At 57.3% G+C, this 15225-nt stretch carries 14 protein-coding genes, 4 tRNA genes and 1 pseudogene; 1 reads left to right on the top strand and 18 read right to left on the bottom strand.

Annotated features, from left to right (window positions below; all coding sequences use genetic code 11):
- Positions 1–51: 51 nt before the first annotated feature.
- From rpoB to tyrS, 18 genes and pseudogenes are all read right to left on the bottom strand, one after another.
- The gene (gene rpoB / locus ACMCNM_RS02660; RefSeq protein ID WP_027595469.1) at positions 52–4125 is read right to left on the bottom strand and encodes a DNA-directed RNA polymerase subunit beta; all 4074 of its coding nucleotides are present in this window, start codon (positions 4123–4125) and stop codon (positions 52–54) included.
- Positions 4125–4295, bottom strand: coding sequence for a hypothetical protein (locus tag ACMCNM_RS02655; protein WP_155951450.1), 171 nt, complete (start codon positions 4293–4295; stop codon positions 4125–4127). The genes rpoB and ACMCNM_RS02655 overlap by 1 nt, the downstream gene beginning before the upstream one ends.
- 50 nt (positions 4296–4345) lie before the next feature.
- Positions 4346–4711, bottom strand: coding sequence for a 50S ribosomal protein L7/L12 (gene rplL / locus ACMCNM_RS02650; protein WP_007957596.1), 366 nt, complete (start codon positions 4709–4711; stop codon positions 4346–4348).
- Between the two features lie 78 nt (positions 4712–4789).
- Positions 4790–5290 (bottom strand): 50S ribosomal protein L10, encoded by a 501-nt coding sequence (gene rplJ / locus ACMCNM_RS02645; protein WP_027595468.1) that lies wholly within the window; start codon positions 5288–5290, stop codon positions 4790–4792.
- 198 nt (positions 5291–5488) lie between these two features.
- A complete protein-coding gene (gene rplA / locus ACMCNM_RS02640; RefSeq protein WP_027595467.1) occupies positions 5489–6184 on the bottom strand; it encodes a 50S ribosomal protein L1 in 696 nt (231 codons plus the stop codon).
- The gene (gene rplK / locus ACMCNM_RS02635; protein ID WP_027595466.1) at positions 6184–6615 is read right to left on the bottom strand and encodes a 50S ribosomal protein L11; all 432 of its coding nucleotides are present in this window, start codon (positions 6613–6615) and stop codon (positions 6184–6186) included. Before rplK ends, rplA begins: the two co-directional genes overlap by 1 nt.
- Before the next feature lie 119 nt (positions 6616–6734).
- Entirely contained in the window at positions 6735–7268 is a 534-nt protein-coding gene (nusG, locus tag ACMCNM_RS02630; protein ID WP_003255501.1) for a transcription termination/antitermination protein NusG, read from the bottom strand.
- Between the two features lie 9 nt (positions 7269–7277).
- Positions 7278–7646 (bottom strand): preprotein translocase subunit SecE, encoded by a 369-nt coding sequence (secE, locus tag ACMCNM_RS02625; protein WP_027595465.1) that lies wholly within the window; start codon positions 7644–7646, stop codon positions 7278–7280.
- 44 nt (positions 7647–7690) lie between these two features.
- Positions 7691–7766, bottom strand: a tRNA-Trp gene (locus ACMCNM_RS02620).
- Positions 7767–7820: 54 nt separating this feature from the next.
- Positions 7821–7901, bottom strand: a complete 81-nt coding sequence (locus ACMCNM_RS02615; RefSeq protein ID WP_023835866.1) for an elongation factor Tu — start codon at positions 7899–7901, stop codon at positions 7821–7823.
- A pseudogene (gene tuf, locus ACMCNM_RS02610) lies at positions 7870–9202 on the bottom strand (elongation factor Tu). The gene ACMCNM_RS02615 and the pseudogene tuf overlap by 32 nt, the downstream one beginning before the upstream one ends.
- Positions 9203–9289: 87 nt before the next feature.
- Positions 9290–9365, bottom strand: a tRNA-Thr gene (locus ACMCNM_RS02605).
- A 29-nt stretch (positions 9366–9394) separates the two neighbouring features.
- A tRNA-Gly gene (locus ACMCNM_RS02600) sits at positions 9395–9468 on the bottom strand.
- 24 nt (positions 9469–9492) lie between these two features.
- Positions 9493–9576: transfer RNA gene (locus ACMCNM_RS02595), tRNA-Tyr, on the bottom strand.
- A 152-nt stretch (positions 9577–9728) separates the two neighbouring features.
- Complete coding sequence (locus tag ACMCNM_RS02590) at positions 9729–10154, bottom strand: hypothetical protein (RefSeq protein WP_412763895.1); 426 nt, start codon at positions 10152–10154, stop codon at positions 9729–9731.
- 7 nt (positions 10155–10161) lie between these two features.
- Entirely contained in the window at positions 10162–10911 is a 750-nt protein-coding gene (locus ACMCNM_RS02585; RefSeq protein ID WP_027595483.1) for a pantothenate kinase, read from the bottom strand.
- Positions 10901–11860, bottom strand: coding sequence for a bifunctional biotin--[acetyl-CoA-carboxylase] ligase/biotin operon repressor BirA (gene birA, locus ACMCNM_RS02580; protein ID WP_412763894.1), 960 nt, complete (start codon positions 11858–11860; stop codon positions 10901–10903). The genes ACMCNM_RS02585 and birA overlap by 11 nt, the downstream gene beginning before the upstream one ends.
- A gap of 525 nt (positions 11861–12385) precedes the next feature.
- Positions 12386–13585: a tyrosine--tRNA ligase gene (gene tyrS, locus ACMCNM_RS02575; protein ID WP_412763893.1), complete on the bottom strand. Its 1200-nt coding sequence runs from the start codon at positions 13583–13585 to the stop codon at positions 12386–12388.
- 217 nt (positions 13586–13802) lie between these two features.
- Between tyrS and ACMCNM_RS02570 the strand changes: the two genes are divergently transcribed.
- Entirely contained in the window at positions 13803–15224 is a 1422-nt protein-coding gene (locus tag ACMCNM_RS02570) for a peptidoglycan DD-metalloendopeptidase family protein (RefSeq protein ID WP_412763892.1), read from the top strand.
- Position 15225: the final 1 nt, after the last annotated feature.

Here is a 15225-nt window from a genome sequence, read left to right as displayed (position 1 = left end):
GGCGGAGCAGGAAGCGGGCATTACCTGCCCCGCTCCCCTTCGCGTCACGTGTTATTCGGTTTCCAGATCGATATCGATACCGAGCGAACGGATCTCTTTGATCAACACGTTGAAGGACTCGGGCATGCCCGGCTCCATACGGTGATCGCCATCCACGATGTTCTTGTACATCTTGGTACGGCCGTTCACGTCGTCCGACTTCACTGTGAGCATTTCTTGCAGGGTGTATGCCGCGCCGTATGCTTCCAGCGCCCACACTTCCATCTCCCCGAAACGCTGACCACCGAACTGCGCCTTACCACCCAGCGGCTGCTGGGTAACCAGGCTATAGGAACCAGTGGAACGCGCGTGCATCTTGTCGTCCACCAAGTGGTTCAGCTTGAGCATGTACATGTAACCAACGGTCACAGGACGCTCGAACTTGTTGCCGGTACGGCCATCGAACAGCACCATCTGGCCGCTTTCTGGCATGTCTGCCAGTTTCAGCATGGCCTTGATCTCGCTTTCCTTGGCACCGTCGAAGACTGGGGTAGCCATAGGCACGCCCTTCTTCAGGTTGTTCGCCAGGGCAAGGATCTCTGCATCGGTGAACTCTTCCAGGCTTTCCTGACGACCGCCGATCTCGTTGTAGATCTCGGTCAGGAACACGCGCAGCTCAGCGGCTTTGCGCTGTTCTTCGAGCATCCGGTCGATCTTCTCGCCCAGGCCTTTGGCCGCGAGGCCCAGGTGGGTTTCAAGGATCTGACCGACGTTCATACGCGAAGGTACGCCCAGTGGGTTCAGTACGACGTCGACCGGAGTACCGTTGGCGTCGTGCGGCATGTCTTCGACCGGCATGATCACCGAGACCACACCTTTGTTACCGTGACGGCCTGCCATCTTGTCGCCCGGCTGGATGCGGCGGCGGATAGCCAGGTAGACCTTGACGATCTTCAGTACGCCCGGCGCCAAGTCGTCGCCTTGCTGCAGCTTGCGCTTCTTGTCTTCGAACTTGTCGTCCAGCAGACGACGGCGATCGACGATGTAAGCCTGAGCCTTTTCCAGCTGTTCGTTCAGCGCGTCTTCGGCCATGCGCAGTTTGAACCACTGGCCGTGCTCCAGACCGTCCAGTACTTCGTCAGTGATCACGGTGCCTTTCTTCAGGCCCGCACCACCGTCGACCACTTGGCCGTTCAGGGCGGAACGCAGACGCTCGAAGGTTGCACCTTCGACGATGCGGAACTCTTCGTTGAGGTCCTTGCGGATCTCGTCCAGCTGCATCTTCTCGATGGCCAGGGCGCGGCTGTCGCGCTCAACGCCGTCACGGGTGAAGACCTGGACGTCGATGACAGTACCCTTGGTGCCGGTTGGCACACGCAGGGAGGTGTCTTTAACGTCGCTTGCCTTCTCACCGAAGATGGCACGCAGCAGCTTCTCTTCCGGCGTCAGCTGGGTTTCGCCTTTCGGAGTGACCTTACCAACCAGAATGTCGCCAGCGCCGACTTCGGCACCTACGTAAACGATACCGGCTTCGTCCAGCTTGTTCAGCGCAGCTTCACCCACGTTCGGGATGTCTGCGGTGATTTCCTCTGGGCCAAGCTTGGTGTCACGCGCCACACAGGTCAGTTCCTGAATGTGGATCGTGGTGAAGCGATCTTCCTGAACCACACGCTCGGACAGGCAGATGGAGTCTTCGAAGTTGAAGCCGTTCCACGCCATGAACGCGATGCGCATGTTCTGACCCAGTGCCAGTTCACCCATATCGGTGGACGGGCCGTCGGCCATGATGTCGTGACGCTTGACCACATCACCCTTGCTGACCAGCGGACGCTGGTTGATGCAAGTGTTCTGGTTCGAACGGGTGTATTTGGTCAGGTTGTAGATATCTACACCTGCTTCACCGGTTTCGACTTCGTCATCGGCAACACGCACGACGATACGGCTGGCATCGACCGAGTCGATCACGCCGCCACGACGGGCCACGACGCAGACGCCGGAGTCACGGGCAACGTTGCGCTCCATGCCGGTACCTACCAGCGGCTTGTCAGCGCGCAGGGTCGGTACAGCCTGACGCTGCATGTTCGAACCCATGAGTGCACGGTTGGCGTCGTCGTGCTCGAGGAACGGAATCAGCGACGCTGCGACCGAAACAACCTGCTTCGGCGAAACGTCCATCAAGGTGACGTCTTCTGGCGCCTTGACGGTGAATTCGTTCAGGTGACGAACCGCTACCAGCTCATCGATCAGCTGCTTCTTCTCGTTCATCGCGGCCGAAGCCTGGGCGATAACGTGATCCGCTTCTTCAATGGCCGACAGGAACACGATGTCGTCGCTGACCACGCCTTCCTTCACCACGCGATACGGGCTTTCAAGGAAGCCGTACTGGTTGGTGCGGGCATAGGCTGCCAGGGAGTTGATCAGACCGATGTTCGGACCTTCAGGGGTCTCGATCGGGCACACACGGCCGTAGTGGGTCGGGTGCACGTCACGGACTTCGAAGCCAGCACGCTCACGGGTCAGACCGCCAGGGCCGAGTGCAGAAACGCGGCGCTTGTGGGTGATCTCGGAGAGCGGGTTGTTCTGGTCCATGAACTGCGACAGCTGGCTGGAACCGAAGAACTCTTTCACCGCCGCCGCTACCGGCTTGGCGTTGATCAGGTCTTGCGGCATCAGGCCTTCGCTTTCGGCCATCGACAGACGTTCCTTGACCGCACGCTCAACGCGCACCAGGCCAACACGGAACTGGTTCTCGGCCATCTCGCCGACGCAACGTACGCGACGGTTACCCAGGTGGTCGATGTCGTCGACGATGCCTTTGCCGTTACGGATGTCGACCAGGGTCTTGAGGACCTCGACGATGTCTTCCTTGCTCAGCACGCCCGAACCTTCGATCTCGGTACGACCGATACGACGGTTGAACTTCATGCGGCCTACGGCGGACAGGTCGTAACGCTCGGCGCTGAAGAACAGGTTGTTGAACAGGGTCTCGGCAGCATCCTTGGTTGGCGGCTCGCCTGGACGCATCATGCGATAGATTTCGACCAGGGCTTCCAGCTGGTTGCTGGTGGTGTCGATCTTCAGGGTGTCCGAGATGAACGGACCGCAATCGATGTCGTTGGTGTACAGGGTCTCGATACGGACGACCTGTGCCTTGGCGACCTTGATCAGCAGCTCGGTGGTCAGCTCGGTGTTGCACTCGGCCAGGATCTCGCCGGTAGCCGGATGCACGATAGCCTTGGCGGTGGTGCGACCCAGGACGTATTCCATAGGAACGTCGAGCTGCTTGACGCCGGCTTTCTCGAGCTGGTTGATGTGGCGCGCAGTGATGCGGCGACCCTGCTCGACAATGACCTTGCCGGTTTCGTCATGGATGTCCATGACCGCAACTTCACCACGCAGACGCTGAGGTACCAGTTCCAGGCTGAGTTTTTCGCCGGAAACGTGGAACACGTTGGTGGTGTAGAAGGTGTTCAGAACCTCTTCGGTGCTGTAACCCAGTGCGCGCAGCAGTACCGAGGCCGGCAGTTTGCGGCGACGGTCGATACGCACGAACACGCAGTCCTTCGGGTCGAACTCGAAGTCCAGCCAGGAGCCGCGGTAAGGGATGATGCGAGCGGAGTACAGCAGCTTGCCGGAGCTGTGCGTCTTGCCACGGTCGTGGTCGAAGAACACACCAGGCGAACGGTGCAGCTGGGAAACGATCACACGCTCGGTACCGTTGATTACGAAGGTACCGTTCTCAGTCATCAGGGGGATTTCACCCATGTAGACTTCTTGCTCTTTGATGTCCTTGATCGCTTTGTTCGACGATTCCTTGTCGAAGATGATCAGGCGCACCTTGACCCGCAGTGGGACCGCGAAGGTCACGCCACGCAGGACACATTCCTTCACATCGAAGGCGGGTTCGCCCAGGCGATAGCCTACGTACTCCAGGGCAGCATTGCCGGAGTAGCTGATGATCGGGAATACCGATTTGAAGGCCGCGTGCAGGCCGACGTCGCGGAACTGATCCTTGGATGCTCCCGCTTGCAGGAATTCGCGATACGAATCCAGCTGGATGGCCAGGAGGTAAGGCACATCCATGACGTCCGGCAACTTGCTAAAGTCCTTGCGGATACGTTTTTTCTCAGTGTATGAGTAAGCCATCAGCGTTCCCCAGCTTGGTCACCTGCTTGTTTGGCTTCTCCCGGCGGGAGCAGCCAGAAAATCGTGCAAACCCCTTGGTTTGCGCCACCCACATGGGTGTCTTGCAGCTCGTTATCGGGGCCGATCTGATCGGCCACCAATAACGGAAAAAGGCCGGTGGCATAAGCCACCAGCCATCAGCCTTGTGCTCAACGCTCAGGCTGGCATCGCAAAGTCGAAATTACTTCAGCTCGACTTTAGCGCCTGCTTCTTCCAGCTTCTTCTTAGCGTCTTCAGCGGCTTCTTTCGAAACGCCTTCAGCTACGACCTGAGGAGCGCCGTCGACTTTCTCTTTGGCTTCTTTCAGGCCCAGACCGGTCAGTTCACGAACGGCCTTGATCACGTTTACTTTCTTCTCGCCGGCTTCAACCAGAACAACGTTGAACTCGGTTTGCTCTTCAACAACGGCAGCAGCAGCAGCTGGGCCAGCAGCGGCAACAGCAGCGGTAACGCCGAAGGTTTCTTCCATAGCTTTGATCAGCTCAACAACTTCCAGAACGGTTTTCTGGCCGATTGCTTCGATGATTTGCTCGTTAGTCAGGGACATGACTTAAATCCTGTATTGGGGTGACAGCCTTCGCAGCCATCAAATTAAACAAATGATTTTGAAAGAGGTTACGCCGCCTTAGGCAGCAGCAGCTTCTTTCTGGTCGCGAACGGCCGCCAGAGTACGAGCCAGCTTGCTGGTGGCGCCTTGAATCACGCTCATCAGACGTGCGATAGCTTCGTCACGGGTCGGCAAGGTAGCCAGTACATCGATCTGGTTGGCGGCAATGAATTTGCCGTCAAACGCAGCTGCCTTGATCTCGAACTTGTCCTGACCCTTGGCGAACTCTTTGAACAGACGAGCAGCAGCGCCCGGGTGTTCGTTGGAGAAAGCGATCAGGGTCGGGCCAGTGAAGGCGTCGTTGAGGACACTGAATTCAGTATCGGCAACAGCGCGCTTGAGCAGGGTGTTACGTACGACACGTACGTAAACGCCAGCTTCACGAGCCTCTTTACGGAGTCCGGTCATTGCGCCTACAGTCACACCACGGGCATCAGCCACGACAGCGGACAGAGCGACTTTGGCAGCCTCGTTGACTTCAGCGACGATGGCCTTCTTGTCTTCGAGTTTAATTGCCACGGGTTTACTCCTGGTTTCTACCGTTTCATCTGGCCGAAGCCGGATGTCGTTTTGGTGTCTGATTCGATAACGAATCGGGAGCACCATCTGCGTAGGCTTGTGGTTTAAGGCTTGCGCCGCCTACGGTCTTGGATAGCCCCCGCCAGGCAGGGACCCCAATTTTTTGCTGGCGGCGCGACACGTCGCACCGCCATGGTCTTACGCGTTCAGCGAACCCTGGTCGATGACCAGGCCTGGGCCCATAGTGGTGCTCAGGGTAACGCGCTTGACGTAGATACCTTTCGAAGAAGCTGGCTTGATACGCTTCAGATCAGCGATCAGGGCTTCAACGTTTTCCTTCAGCTTGCCAGCTTCGAAGCCGACTTTGCCAACGGAGGTGTGAATGATACCGTTCTTGTCGGTACGGTAGCGAACCTGACCAGCCTTGGCGTTTTTGACAGCGCCGGCTACGTCTGGAGTCACAGTACCCACTTTCGGGTTAGGCATCAGGCCGCGAGGACCCAGAACCTGACCCAGCTGACCAACAACGCGCATGGCATCAGGCGATGCGATGACGACGTCATAGTTCAGGTCGCCGGCTTTCATTTCTGCAGCCAGATCGTCCATACCTACACGGTCAGCGCCGGCAGCCAGAGCGGCCTCAGCAGCTGGACCCTGGGTGAAGACGGCAACGCGTACGGTCTTGCCAGTGCCGTGTGGCAGCACAGTAGCGCTACGAACGACCTGGTCGGATTTACGCGGGTCAACGCCGAGGTTGACGGCAACGTCGAAGGATTCGCTGAACTTCACGGTGGACAGTTCGGCCAGCAGCACTGCTGCTTCTTCGAAGTTGTAAACTTTGCCAGCTTCGATTTTCGAAGCAATGGCCTTTTGGCGCTTGGTCAGCTTAGCCATTACACACCCTCCACGTTCAGGCCCATGCTGCGGGCAGAGCCAGCGATGGTGCGTACAGCAGCGTCCAGGTCAGCAGCGGTCAGATCAGCCTGTTTAGTCTTGGCGATCTCTTCGAGCTGAGCACGGGTCACGGTACCGACTTTAACGGTGTTCGGACGAGCCGAACCACTGGTCAGGCCAGCAGCTTTCTTCAGCAGAACCGAGGCAGGGGTGCTCTTGGTCTCGAAAGTGAAGCTACGGTCGCTGTAAACAGTGATGATCACAGGAGTCGGCAGGCCGGCTTCTTGACCCTGAGTACGGGCGTTGAAGGCCTTGCAGAATTCCATGATGTTCACACCGTGTTGGCCCAGTGCTGGACCAACGGGTGGGCTTGGGTTGGCCTGGCCGGCCTTAACTTGCAGCTTGATGTAAGCCTGAATCTTCTTAGCCATGAGCTACTCCAAAATCGGGTACAAACGCCAGATGGCTCCCCGGATGACTTGCGTTTTATCCCAGTGACGACAAAACCCCGCAGCACACAGGGCTGCGGGGTATGGGATGCTTCGTTCGCCTAGACCTTCTCGACCTGGCTGAACTCGAGCTCTACCGGAGTAGAGCGACCGAAAATGAGCACCGCCACCTGGAGGCGACTCTTTTCGTAGTTAACCTCTTCGACACTGCCATTGAAGTCAGCAAACGGGCCGTCAATGACACGAACCACTTCACCTGGCTCGAACAGCGTCTTCGGCTTCGGCTTGTCGCTGCCGTCGGCAACGCGACGCAGGATAGCCTCAGCCTCTTTATCAGTGATTGGCGCAGGCTTGTCTGCGGTACCACCAATAAAGCCCATCACACGAGGGGTATCCTTGACCAAGTGCCAAGTCCCTTCGTTCATCTCCATCTGGACCAGAACATAGCCAGGGAAGAATTTGCGCTCACTTTTGCGCTTTTGGCCGTTACGCATTTCAACGACTTCTTCGGTCGGAACCAGAATTTCGCCGAAACCGTCTTCCATGCCAGCCAGCTTGACGCGCTCGATCAGCGAGCGCATCACATGCTTCTCGTAACCCGAGTAAGCATGCACTACGTACCAACGCTTAGCCACGGGACACCCTTAGCCAACAATCAAGGAGACCGCCCAGCCGAGCAGGGAATCAAGACCCCACAACAGCAGCGCCATAACCAGAACTACAGCCACGACAATCAGCGTGGTCTGAGTGGTTTCTTGGCGGGTCGGCCACACGACTTTACGGATCTCAGTACGAGCTTCCTTCGCCAGCGCAAAGAACGACTTACCCTTCGCAGTCTGCAAGGCAACAAAGCCAGCAGCCGCAGCCAGGGCGAGCAATGCGAGTACGCGATACAGGATTGGGGAGGCGGAGTAATACTGATTACCCACGACGCCAACAACCACCAAAGCAACTACAGCCAGCCACTTGAACAGATCAAAACGCGATTCTTGGGCTTCAGTTTTGGGAGTCATCGGGGAGGATCCTGTGAGAAGAAAGCCAATCACACCGAGGTGAATGGCAGGTCAGGAGGGAATCGAACCCCCAACCTACGGTTTTGGAGACCGTCGCTCTGCCAATTGAGCTACTGACCTGTAACGCTGTATCAGGCCGGCCATTATACCGGCCTGATCAAGTAAATCAACTACTTATTCAATAATTTTTGCTACGACGCCGGCGCCGACGGTACGACCGCCTTCACGGATAGCGAAGCGCAGACCGTCTTCCATTGCGATGGTCTTGATCAGAGTGACAGTCAGCTACGACGCCGGCGCCGACGGTACGACCGCCTTCACGGATAGCGAAGCGCAGACCGTCTTCCATTGCGATGGTCTTGATCAGAGTGACAGTCATCTGAATGTTGTCACCTGGCATTACCATTTCAACGCCTTCCGGCAGTTCGCAGTTACCGGTCACGTCAGTGGTACGGAAGTAGAACTGAGGACGGTAGCCTTTGAAGAACGGAGTGTGACGGCCGCCTTCTTCCTTCGACAGGACGTAGACTTCTGCGGTGAACTTGGTGTGCGGCTTGACCGAACCTGGCTTGACCAGAACCTGGCCACGCTCAACGTCGTCACGCTTGGTACCACGCAGCAGAACGCCGCAGTTCTCGCCAGCACGACCTTCGTCCAGCAGCTTGCGGAACATCTCAACACCGGTGCAGGTGGTGGTGGTGGTGTCACGCAGACCAACGATTTCCAGCGGATCTTGAACGCGGACGATACCACGCTCGATACGGCCGGTAACAACGGTACCACGACCCGAGATCGAGAATACGTCTTCGATTGGCATCAGGAACGGCTTGTCGATAGCACGCTCTGGCTCTGGGATGTAGCTGTCCAGAGTTTCAACCAGCTTCTTGACAGCGCTGGTGCCCATTTCGTTGTCGTCTTTGCCTTCCAGCGCCATACGAGCCGAACCGATGATGATCGGGGTGTCGTCGCCTGGGAAGTCGTAGGTGGACAGCAGGTCGCGAACTTCCATCTCGACCAGTTCCAGCAGCTCAGCGTCGTCTACCAGGTCAGCCTTGTTCAGGAAGACCACGATGTACGGAACGCCAACCTGACGGGACAGCAGGATGTGCTCACGGGTTTGTGGCATCGGACCATCGGCGGCCGAGCAAACCAGGATCGCGCCGTCCATCTGGGCAGCACCGGTGATCATGTTCTTCACGTAGTCAGCGTGACCTGGGCAGTCGACGTGAGCGTAGTGACGAATGTTCGAGTTGTACTCGACGTGAGCGGTGTTGATGGTGATACCGCGCGCTTTTTCTTCCGGAGCCGAGTCGATCTTGTCGAACTCAACGACTGCCGAACCGAAAACTTCGGAGCAGACGCGAGTCAGAGCTGCGGTCAGAGTGGTTTTCTTCCGGAGCCGAGTCGATCTTGTCGAACTCAACGACTGCCGAACCGAAAACTTCGGAGCAGACGCGAGTCAGAGCTGCGGTCAGAGTGGTTTTACCATGGTCAACGTGGCCAATAGTGCCAACGTTCACGTGTGGTAGGGAACGATCAAACTTTTCCTTAGCCATCGATACAATCCTCCGCAGAAGAAATAGTCTTACGCTGATAAAGCTGATAAAACAAAGGCAGATATTTTCATATCTGCCTTGTTTATATGGAGCTCTTGAGCGGACTTGAACCGCTGACCTCACCCTTACCAAGGGTGTGCTCTACCAACTGAGCTACAAGAGCGAAACACTTTGCGCAAAATCCAGCAAACTTGGAGCGGGTAGCGGGAATCGAACCCGCATCATCAGCTTGGAAGGCTGAGGTTCTACCACTAAACTATACCCGCGGAGCTTGCGGCTCTCGCTAAAACTGGTGGAGGGAGAAGGATTCGAACCTTCGAAGCTCTCGCAACGGATTTACAGTCCGTCCCCTTTGACCGCTCGGGAATCCCTCCAGATGTGGCCGGCATTCTATTTGTCTGCCGTCCTAGTGTCAAGCGTTTTTTCAAATTTTTTCAATCAAATCTGAAACTTAGCTGCTTTGACACCGCTTCCAGCTCTACCACCTCAGTGGTGTTCCCTGTGAAGCGGGCGCCATTCTATCAAGCTATTCGCCAGTTGCAATACCCTGGCAGAAAATAATTTTATGTTTTAAGTCTTTGAAATCGTTGGAAAGAGCGACGAGTACTGTTTGGTCCAGCAAACGCTCGCTTTCCGGGGAAATCTTGAGCCAGAGACCATCAGCACCCGGTAACTGACCCAGCACCGGCAACGCATTGATATCCAGGCTCAACAGCCGCTGGCGCAGTGCATCGAGCTCCTCTTTTGCCGCCAGGCCACCCACTACCAGGCATTCATCACGACGACGGGCCGGCGCGGATACACCGGTTTCACGCAACAGGCGAATTTCTTGCTGACTACCTTTGTACAACGACAGCGGGGCGACATCCTTGGCCTTGAGCGGGGCTTCCTGTTGGTGCCAGACGTAATAGAAGACGTTGAGCACCAGCAACAGCAGAAACAACCAACGCATAAGCACCTCAGTCCAGTGGGCAGGCCATTGCCAGGCCAACGAATACCAGGTCAGGGACTACGCGCGCCGTCGGTGCCGCTTCACGCACCAACGGCGCATCCCCACCGGTAAGGAACACCGTAAAATTCTCCCCCCACAGCGCCCGCGCCTGCTCAAGCTGAGTGTGAGCAAAGCCCTGCAGCATCAACACACAGCCACGCTCCACAGCCTCGACCGTCGAGCGGCCAGGGGCAAGGCTTGTCAGTGCGCGTACTGCCGAAGCATCGTCATAGCGGATACGCCGTGTATGCGTACGCAGCTGGCTGCGCATGAGCGGCATGCCCGGGCAGATGTAACCGCCCAAGTGCTCGCCATCGGCGGCAATGAAATCGGATTTGGCGGCGGTGCCAAGATCAATCACCAGGCAAGCCCCTTTGGCCAGGTGGAATGCACCCAATGCCGCAAGCCAACGATCCATGCCCAGGCGCTGGTAGTCTTCATAACCATTACGCACCCCTGCCATTTGCTGTGCAGGTTCGGCAACGCGCGCCACTACCGAGAACGCCTGACGGATCAGCGCGCAGAGCGCCGCAGTTTCTTCTTCGCTGCGCACACTGACGATACGGCAGCCAGACAAACGCAACGACGCCAACGCACTGACCTCGGCAACCAATGCCTGGTCGGAATCGACAATACCGCCGCCCACGATCGTAGCGTCGGCGGCGTGAATCACCCGCCATTTAATGAAGCTGTTACCGCAATCGAGCTCAAGAATCATCACGCAACCTCAAACTGAGCTCACCACCACTGAAGCTCTTTTCTACACCTTCGACCTCAAGGCGCAAACCGCCCTGCCCGTCCACCCCCAGCACCACCCCATCAATACGAGTACTGCCGGCAACAAGCGATACATTACGCCCCTGCCATAAATGCGCCTGCTCCCATTCTTCCTGGAAAGCAGCAAAACCATAGCGGCGGTGACGCGCCAATTCATGCTGCAACTGTTGACTGAGCTTCGCCACCAGACGGTTGCGATCAATAGCGGTGCCTACCTCACGCCGCATCGAGGTCCACTCTTGGTCGACCTGGTCATTGGCTTGCATGTTCACATTGATACCTATTCCAAGCACAACGTGACACACGTCTGCAGGATCACCGACCAACTCAAGCAAGATACCGGTGATCTTCTGCCCACGAACAAGCACATCATTGGGCCATTTCAGCCCCACATCCTTTACTTCAAAGCCCTGCAGGGTCCGCATCACTGCCAACCCCACCACCAGGCTCAGCCCTTCGAGCTGACGCATGCCACCTTCGACACGCAGGACGAGACTGTAATAGAGGTTTTCTGCGAACGGACTGACCCATTGTCGACCGCGACGGCCACGCCCAGCGCTCTGGCGCTCGGCAAGGACCAGGAATGGCGCCGGCTGACCTTCGCTAGCAAGCCGAAGCCCTTCAGCATTGGTTGAATCGATGGTTTCGTGGATGAAAACAGGCCACTGCTCACCCTCGGCGAACTCATTGATCGCTTGTGATTCGAGCAGGGCGAGAGGTGCCGCCAACTGGTAGCCACGCCCACGAACCTTGTGAATGGTGAGGTTCAGCTCAGTCTCCAGGTGCTGCAGCTGCTTCCAAACGGCGCTGCGACTCACCCCGAGGGCTGCCCCCAAGGCTTCTCCGGAATGGAACCGGCCATCCTTGAGGAGATTCAACAACTTCAGCATGCCAGTCTCGACTTGGAATAAGGCTGGCATGATAGCTATGGGTAGGGGGCTTGCATAGGAAAAGGGCTGCCCGGAAAGACCGCAGGAAGGACTATTTTCGATCGGAAAAGACAAAACCCCTACCTGCTTGCGCAGATAGGGGTTTTGCGAAATGAATCTTGACGATGACCTACTCTCACATGGGGAAACCCCACACTACCGCGAGAAACTCGTTTAGCTTCAAACACTTGGCTCGCTGCGATCTCTCGTAGCGGGAGGCGAATCATACAGCGTTTAGAAGCGCTGTCAACCACCCTTTCAACCGCTGACGATCTTTCGATCGAAGCCCTTACAACACTACCTGAATCGATTAACTCTTTGATACTCAAGGAGTTTCTCGTTCCAATCACGCTGGAAGTGGGGCGCATTATAAGGGGATTCGAAACCCCGTCAACCTTTAATTCCAAGAAACCTTAATAAAGCTGAAAAACAAAGCGGGGAGGCCTGTCGGCCTCCCCGCTTCTATATAGCTACACCTACTAACGATCACTCGGCCTTTAGAGTGACCCGGGCAAACGCCTTCTTACCGGCCTGGCACACGTGGGTGGCGCCCAGTGCAAATACGAAGTCGCGATCGACCACCACTCCATCTACCTTAACAGCACCACCATTAAGCAGATCCCGCGCCATCGCCGAGTTCTTCACCAACCCTGCCCGGTTCAGCACGGCAGCGATCGGCAGGTCTTCAGCCGCAGCAACTTCGATCTCTGGCAAGTCTTCTGGCAACTCGCCTTCCTTCATTCGGTTGCCCGCCGCACGGTGAGCATTGGCAGCAGCCTCTTCACCATGGAAGCGCGCCACGATCTCTTCCGCCAGCTTGATCTTGATGTCGCGCGGGTTCGCGCCATTGGCAACATCAGCACGGAACTGCTCGATCTCTTCCATCGAGCGGAAGCTCAGCAGCTCGAAGTAACGCCACATCAACGTGTCCGGGATCGACACCAGCTTGCTGTACATCACCCCTGGCGCTTCCTGGATGCCCACATAGTTGCCCAGCGACTTGGACATCTTCTTCACGCCGTCCAGCCCTTCGAGCAGCGGCATGGTCACGATGTTCTGCGCTTCCTGGCCATAGGCACGCTGCAGCTCACGCCCCATCAGCAGGTTGAACTTCTGATCGGTACCGCCCAGTTCCACGTCAGCTTTCAGTGCCACCGAGTCATAGCCCTGCACCAGCGGGTAGAGGAACTCATGGATGGCGATCGGCTGATTGGTGGTGTAACGCTTGTCGAAGTCATCCCGCTCAAGCATGCGCGCAACGGTGTACTGCGATGCCAGGCGAATGAAGTCAGCTGGCGTCAGCGTGTCCATCCAGGTGGAGTTGAACGCAACCTCGGTCTTGGCCGGGTCGAGAATCTTGAACACCTGCTGTTTATAGGTCTCGGCGTTATCCAGTACCTGCTCGCGGGTCAGGGGCGGGCGCGTGGCGCTCTTGCCGCTCGGATCACCGATCATCCCGGTGAAATCACCAATCAGGAAGATGACCTGATGCCCCAGCTCCTGGAACTGGCGCAGCTTGTTGATCAGCACCGTGTGCCCAAGGTGCAGGTCAGGCGCAGTAGGGTCGAAGCCTGCCTTGATGCGCAGAGGTTGGCCGCGCTTGAGCTTCTCCACCAGTTCCGACTCGACCAATACTTCTTCCGCACCGCGCTTGATAAGCGCCAGCTGCTCTTCAACCGACTTCATAGACAGACCCGCAAGGCTCAGATTCAAGGGGAGCCAACCATACAAGATCGGCCATCAAATACAAGTTTCGCAACGGAATGTGACCTGACCGCAGGCTTGCGGCGTCTACGCGCCCTTGCGTGAAAATGGATTTGGTTATATTTTATACAGTTATTTCATCTTCATCATGTCATTCATCTTTTCCATATTCACTTTTCTTCAAAAAGTCACCTTACCTATGACCAACGAACCGCCTAAAGCGCCCCCGCTTTATCCGAAAAGCCATCTGTTGGCCGCCAGCGGCATCGCCGCCCTGCTCAGCCTGGCACTGCTGGTATTTCCCTCCAGCGAAGTCGAAGCCAAGAAAACCACCCTCAACCTCGAACTGGAAAGCCCGGTCGAGCAACTGAAAGAAGAATCCAAGGCCGCGCCGCTGGTGCAGGCTGACGCTGAGCAAAGCTCGCCGTTCGCCCAGATCGAAGAGGCCGAGTCGGCCACCGAGAAAGCTGAACAGGAAAAGCCTGCAGCAGCACCGGTAGCCGAGGCCGCCAAGCAGCCCGGCCACCGCGAAGTCACCGTAGCGCGTGGCGACACCCTCTCCACCCTGTTCGCCAAGGTCGGCTTGCCAGCCAGCGCGGTTCATGAGGTGCTGGCCAGCAACAAGCAGGCGAAGCAGTTCAGCCAGCTCAAGCACGGCCAGGTGCTGCAGTTCGAGCTCGACAAGGACGGCCAGCTGACCAACCTCCACAGCAAGGTCAGCAACCTTGAAACCATTCGCCTGACCAAAAACGCCAAGGGCTACACCTTCAACCGCGAAATCAGCAAGCCCGTGGTCCGCACGGCCTATGCCCATGGCGTGATCAAGAGCTCGTTGTCGGCCTCCGCCCAACGCGCCGGCCTTTCCCACAGCATGACCATGGACATGGCTCGCGTCCTTGGCTACGACATCGACTTCGCCCAGGACATCCGCCCGGGCGACGAATTCGACGTGGTGTACGAGCAGAAAGTCATGGATGGCAAGGTGGTTGGCACCGGCAACATCCTCTCTGCACGCTTCACCAACCGCGGCAAAACCTACACTGCGGTGCGTTACACCAACAAACAAGGCAATACCAGCTACTACACCGCCGATGGCAACAGCCTGCGCAAAGCGTTCATCCGTACCCCGGTGGACTTCGCCCGCATCAGCTCACGCTTCTCCGCTGGCCGCAAACACCCGATTCTGAACAAGATCCGCGCCCACAAAGGCGTCGACTATGCCGCCCCCCGCGGCACACCGATCAAGGCAGCGGGTGACGGCCGTATCGAACTGGCGGGGCGCCGTGGCGGCTACGGCAATACCGTGATCATCCAGCACGGCAACCGCTACAAGACCCTTTACGGCCACATGCAAGGCTTTGCCAAAGGCATCAAGACCGGCGGCTCGGTCAAGCAGGGCCAGATCATCGGCTACATCGGCACCACCGGCCTCTCCACAGGCCCACACCTGCATTACGAGTTCCAGGTCAACGGCGTTCACGTTGACCCGCTGAGCCAGAAAGTGCCGATGTCCGACCCGATCGCCAAGGCCGAACGCCAACGCTTCCTGCAGCAGAGCCAGCCACTGATCGCCCGCATGGATCAGGAAAAGGCCACCATGCTCGCAGCGAACAAGCGCTAAG

It is taken from the genome of Pseudomonas sp. NGC7, assembly GCF_047159675.1.
Classification (GTDB): domain Bacteria; phylum Pseudomonadota; class Gammaproteobacteria; order Pseudomonadales; family Pseudomonadaceae; genus Aquipseudomonas; species Aquipseudomonas kermanshahensis.
Note: the sequence above shows the minus strand (reverse complement) of the source record. Positions and strands in the feature narration are given on the sequence as shown.

Bases quoted from the DNA above. Each gene is read 5' to 3' on its own strand.
- rpoB (WP_027595469.1), bottom strand. From the start codon at position 4,125: ATGGCTTACTCATACACTGAGAAAAAACGTATCCGCAAGGACTTTAGC.
- rplL (WP_007957596.1), bottom strand. From the start codon at position 4,711: ATGTCCCTGACTAACGAGCAAATCATCGAAGCAATCGGCCAGAAAACC.
- rplA (WP_027595467.1), bottom strand. From the start codon at position 6,184: ATGGCTAAGCTGACCAAGCGCCAAAAGGCCATTGCTTCGAAAATCGAA.
- rplK (WP_027595466.1), bottom strand. From the start codon at position 6,615: ATGGCTAAGAAGATTCAGGCTTACATCAAGCTGCAAGTTAAGGCCGGC.
- secE (WP_027595465.1), bottom strand. From the start codon at position 7,646: ATGACTCCCAAAACTGAAGCCCAAGAATCGCGTTTTGATCTGTTCAAG.
- ACMCNM_RS02615 (WP_023835866.1), bottom strand. From the start codon at position 7,901: ATGGAAGACGGTCTGCGCTTCGCTATCCGTGAAGGCGGTCGTACCGTC.
- ACMCNM_RS02590 (WP_412763895.1), bottom strand. From the start codon at position 10,154: ATGCGTTGGTTGTTTCTGCTGTTGCTGGTGCTCAACGTCTTCTATTAC.
- ACMCNM_RS02585 (WP_027595483.1), bottom strand. From the start codon at position 10,911: ATGATTCTTGAGCTCGATTGCGGTAACAGCTTCATTAAATGGCGGGTG.
- birA (WP_412763894.1), bottom strand. From the start codon at position 11,860: ATGCTGAAGTTGTTGAATCTCCTCAAGGATGGCCGGTTCCATTCCGGA.
- tyrS (WP_412763893.1), bottom strand. From the start codon at position 13,585: ATGAAGTCGGTTGAAGAGCAGCTGGCGCTTATCAAGCGCGGTGCGGAA.
- ACMCNM_RS02570 (WP_412763892.1), top strand. From the start codon at position 13,803: ATGACCAACGAACCGCCTAAAGCGCCCCCGCTTTATCCGAAAAGCCAT.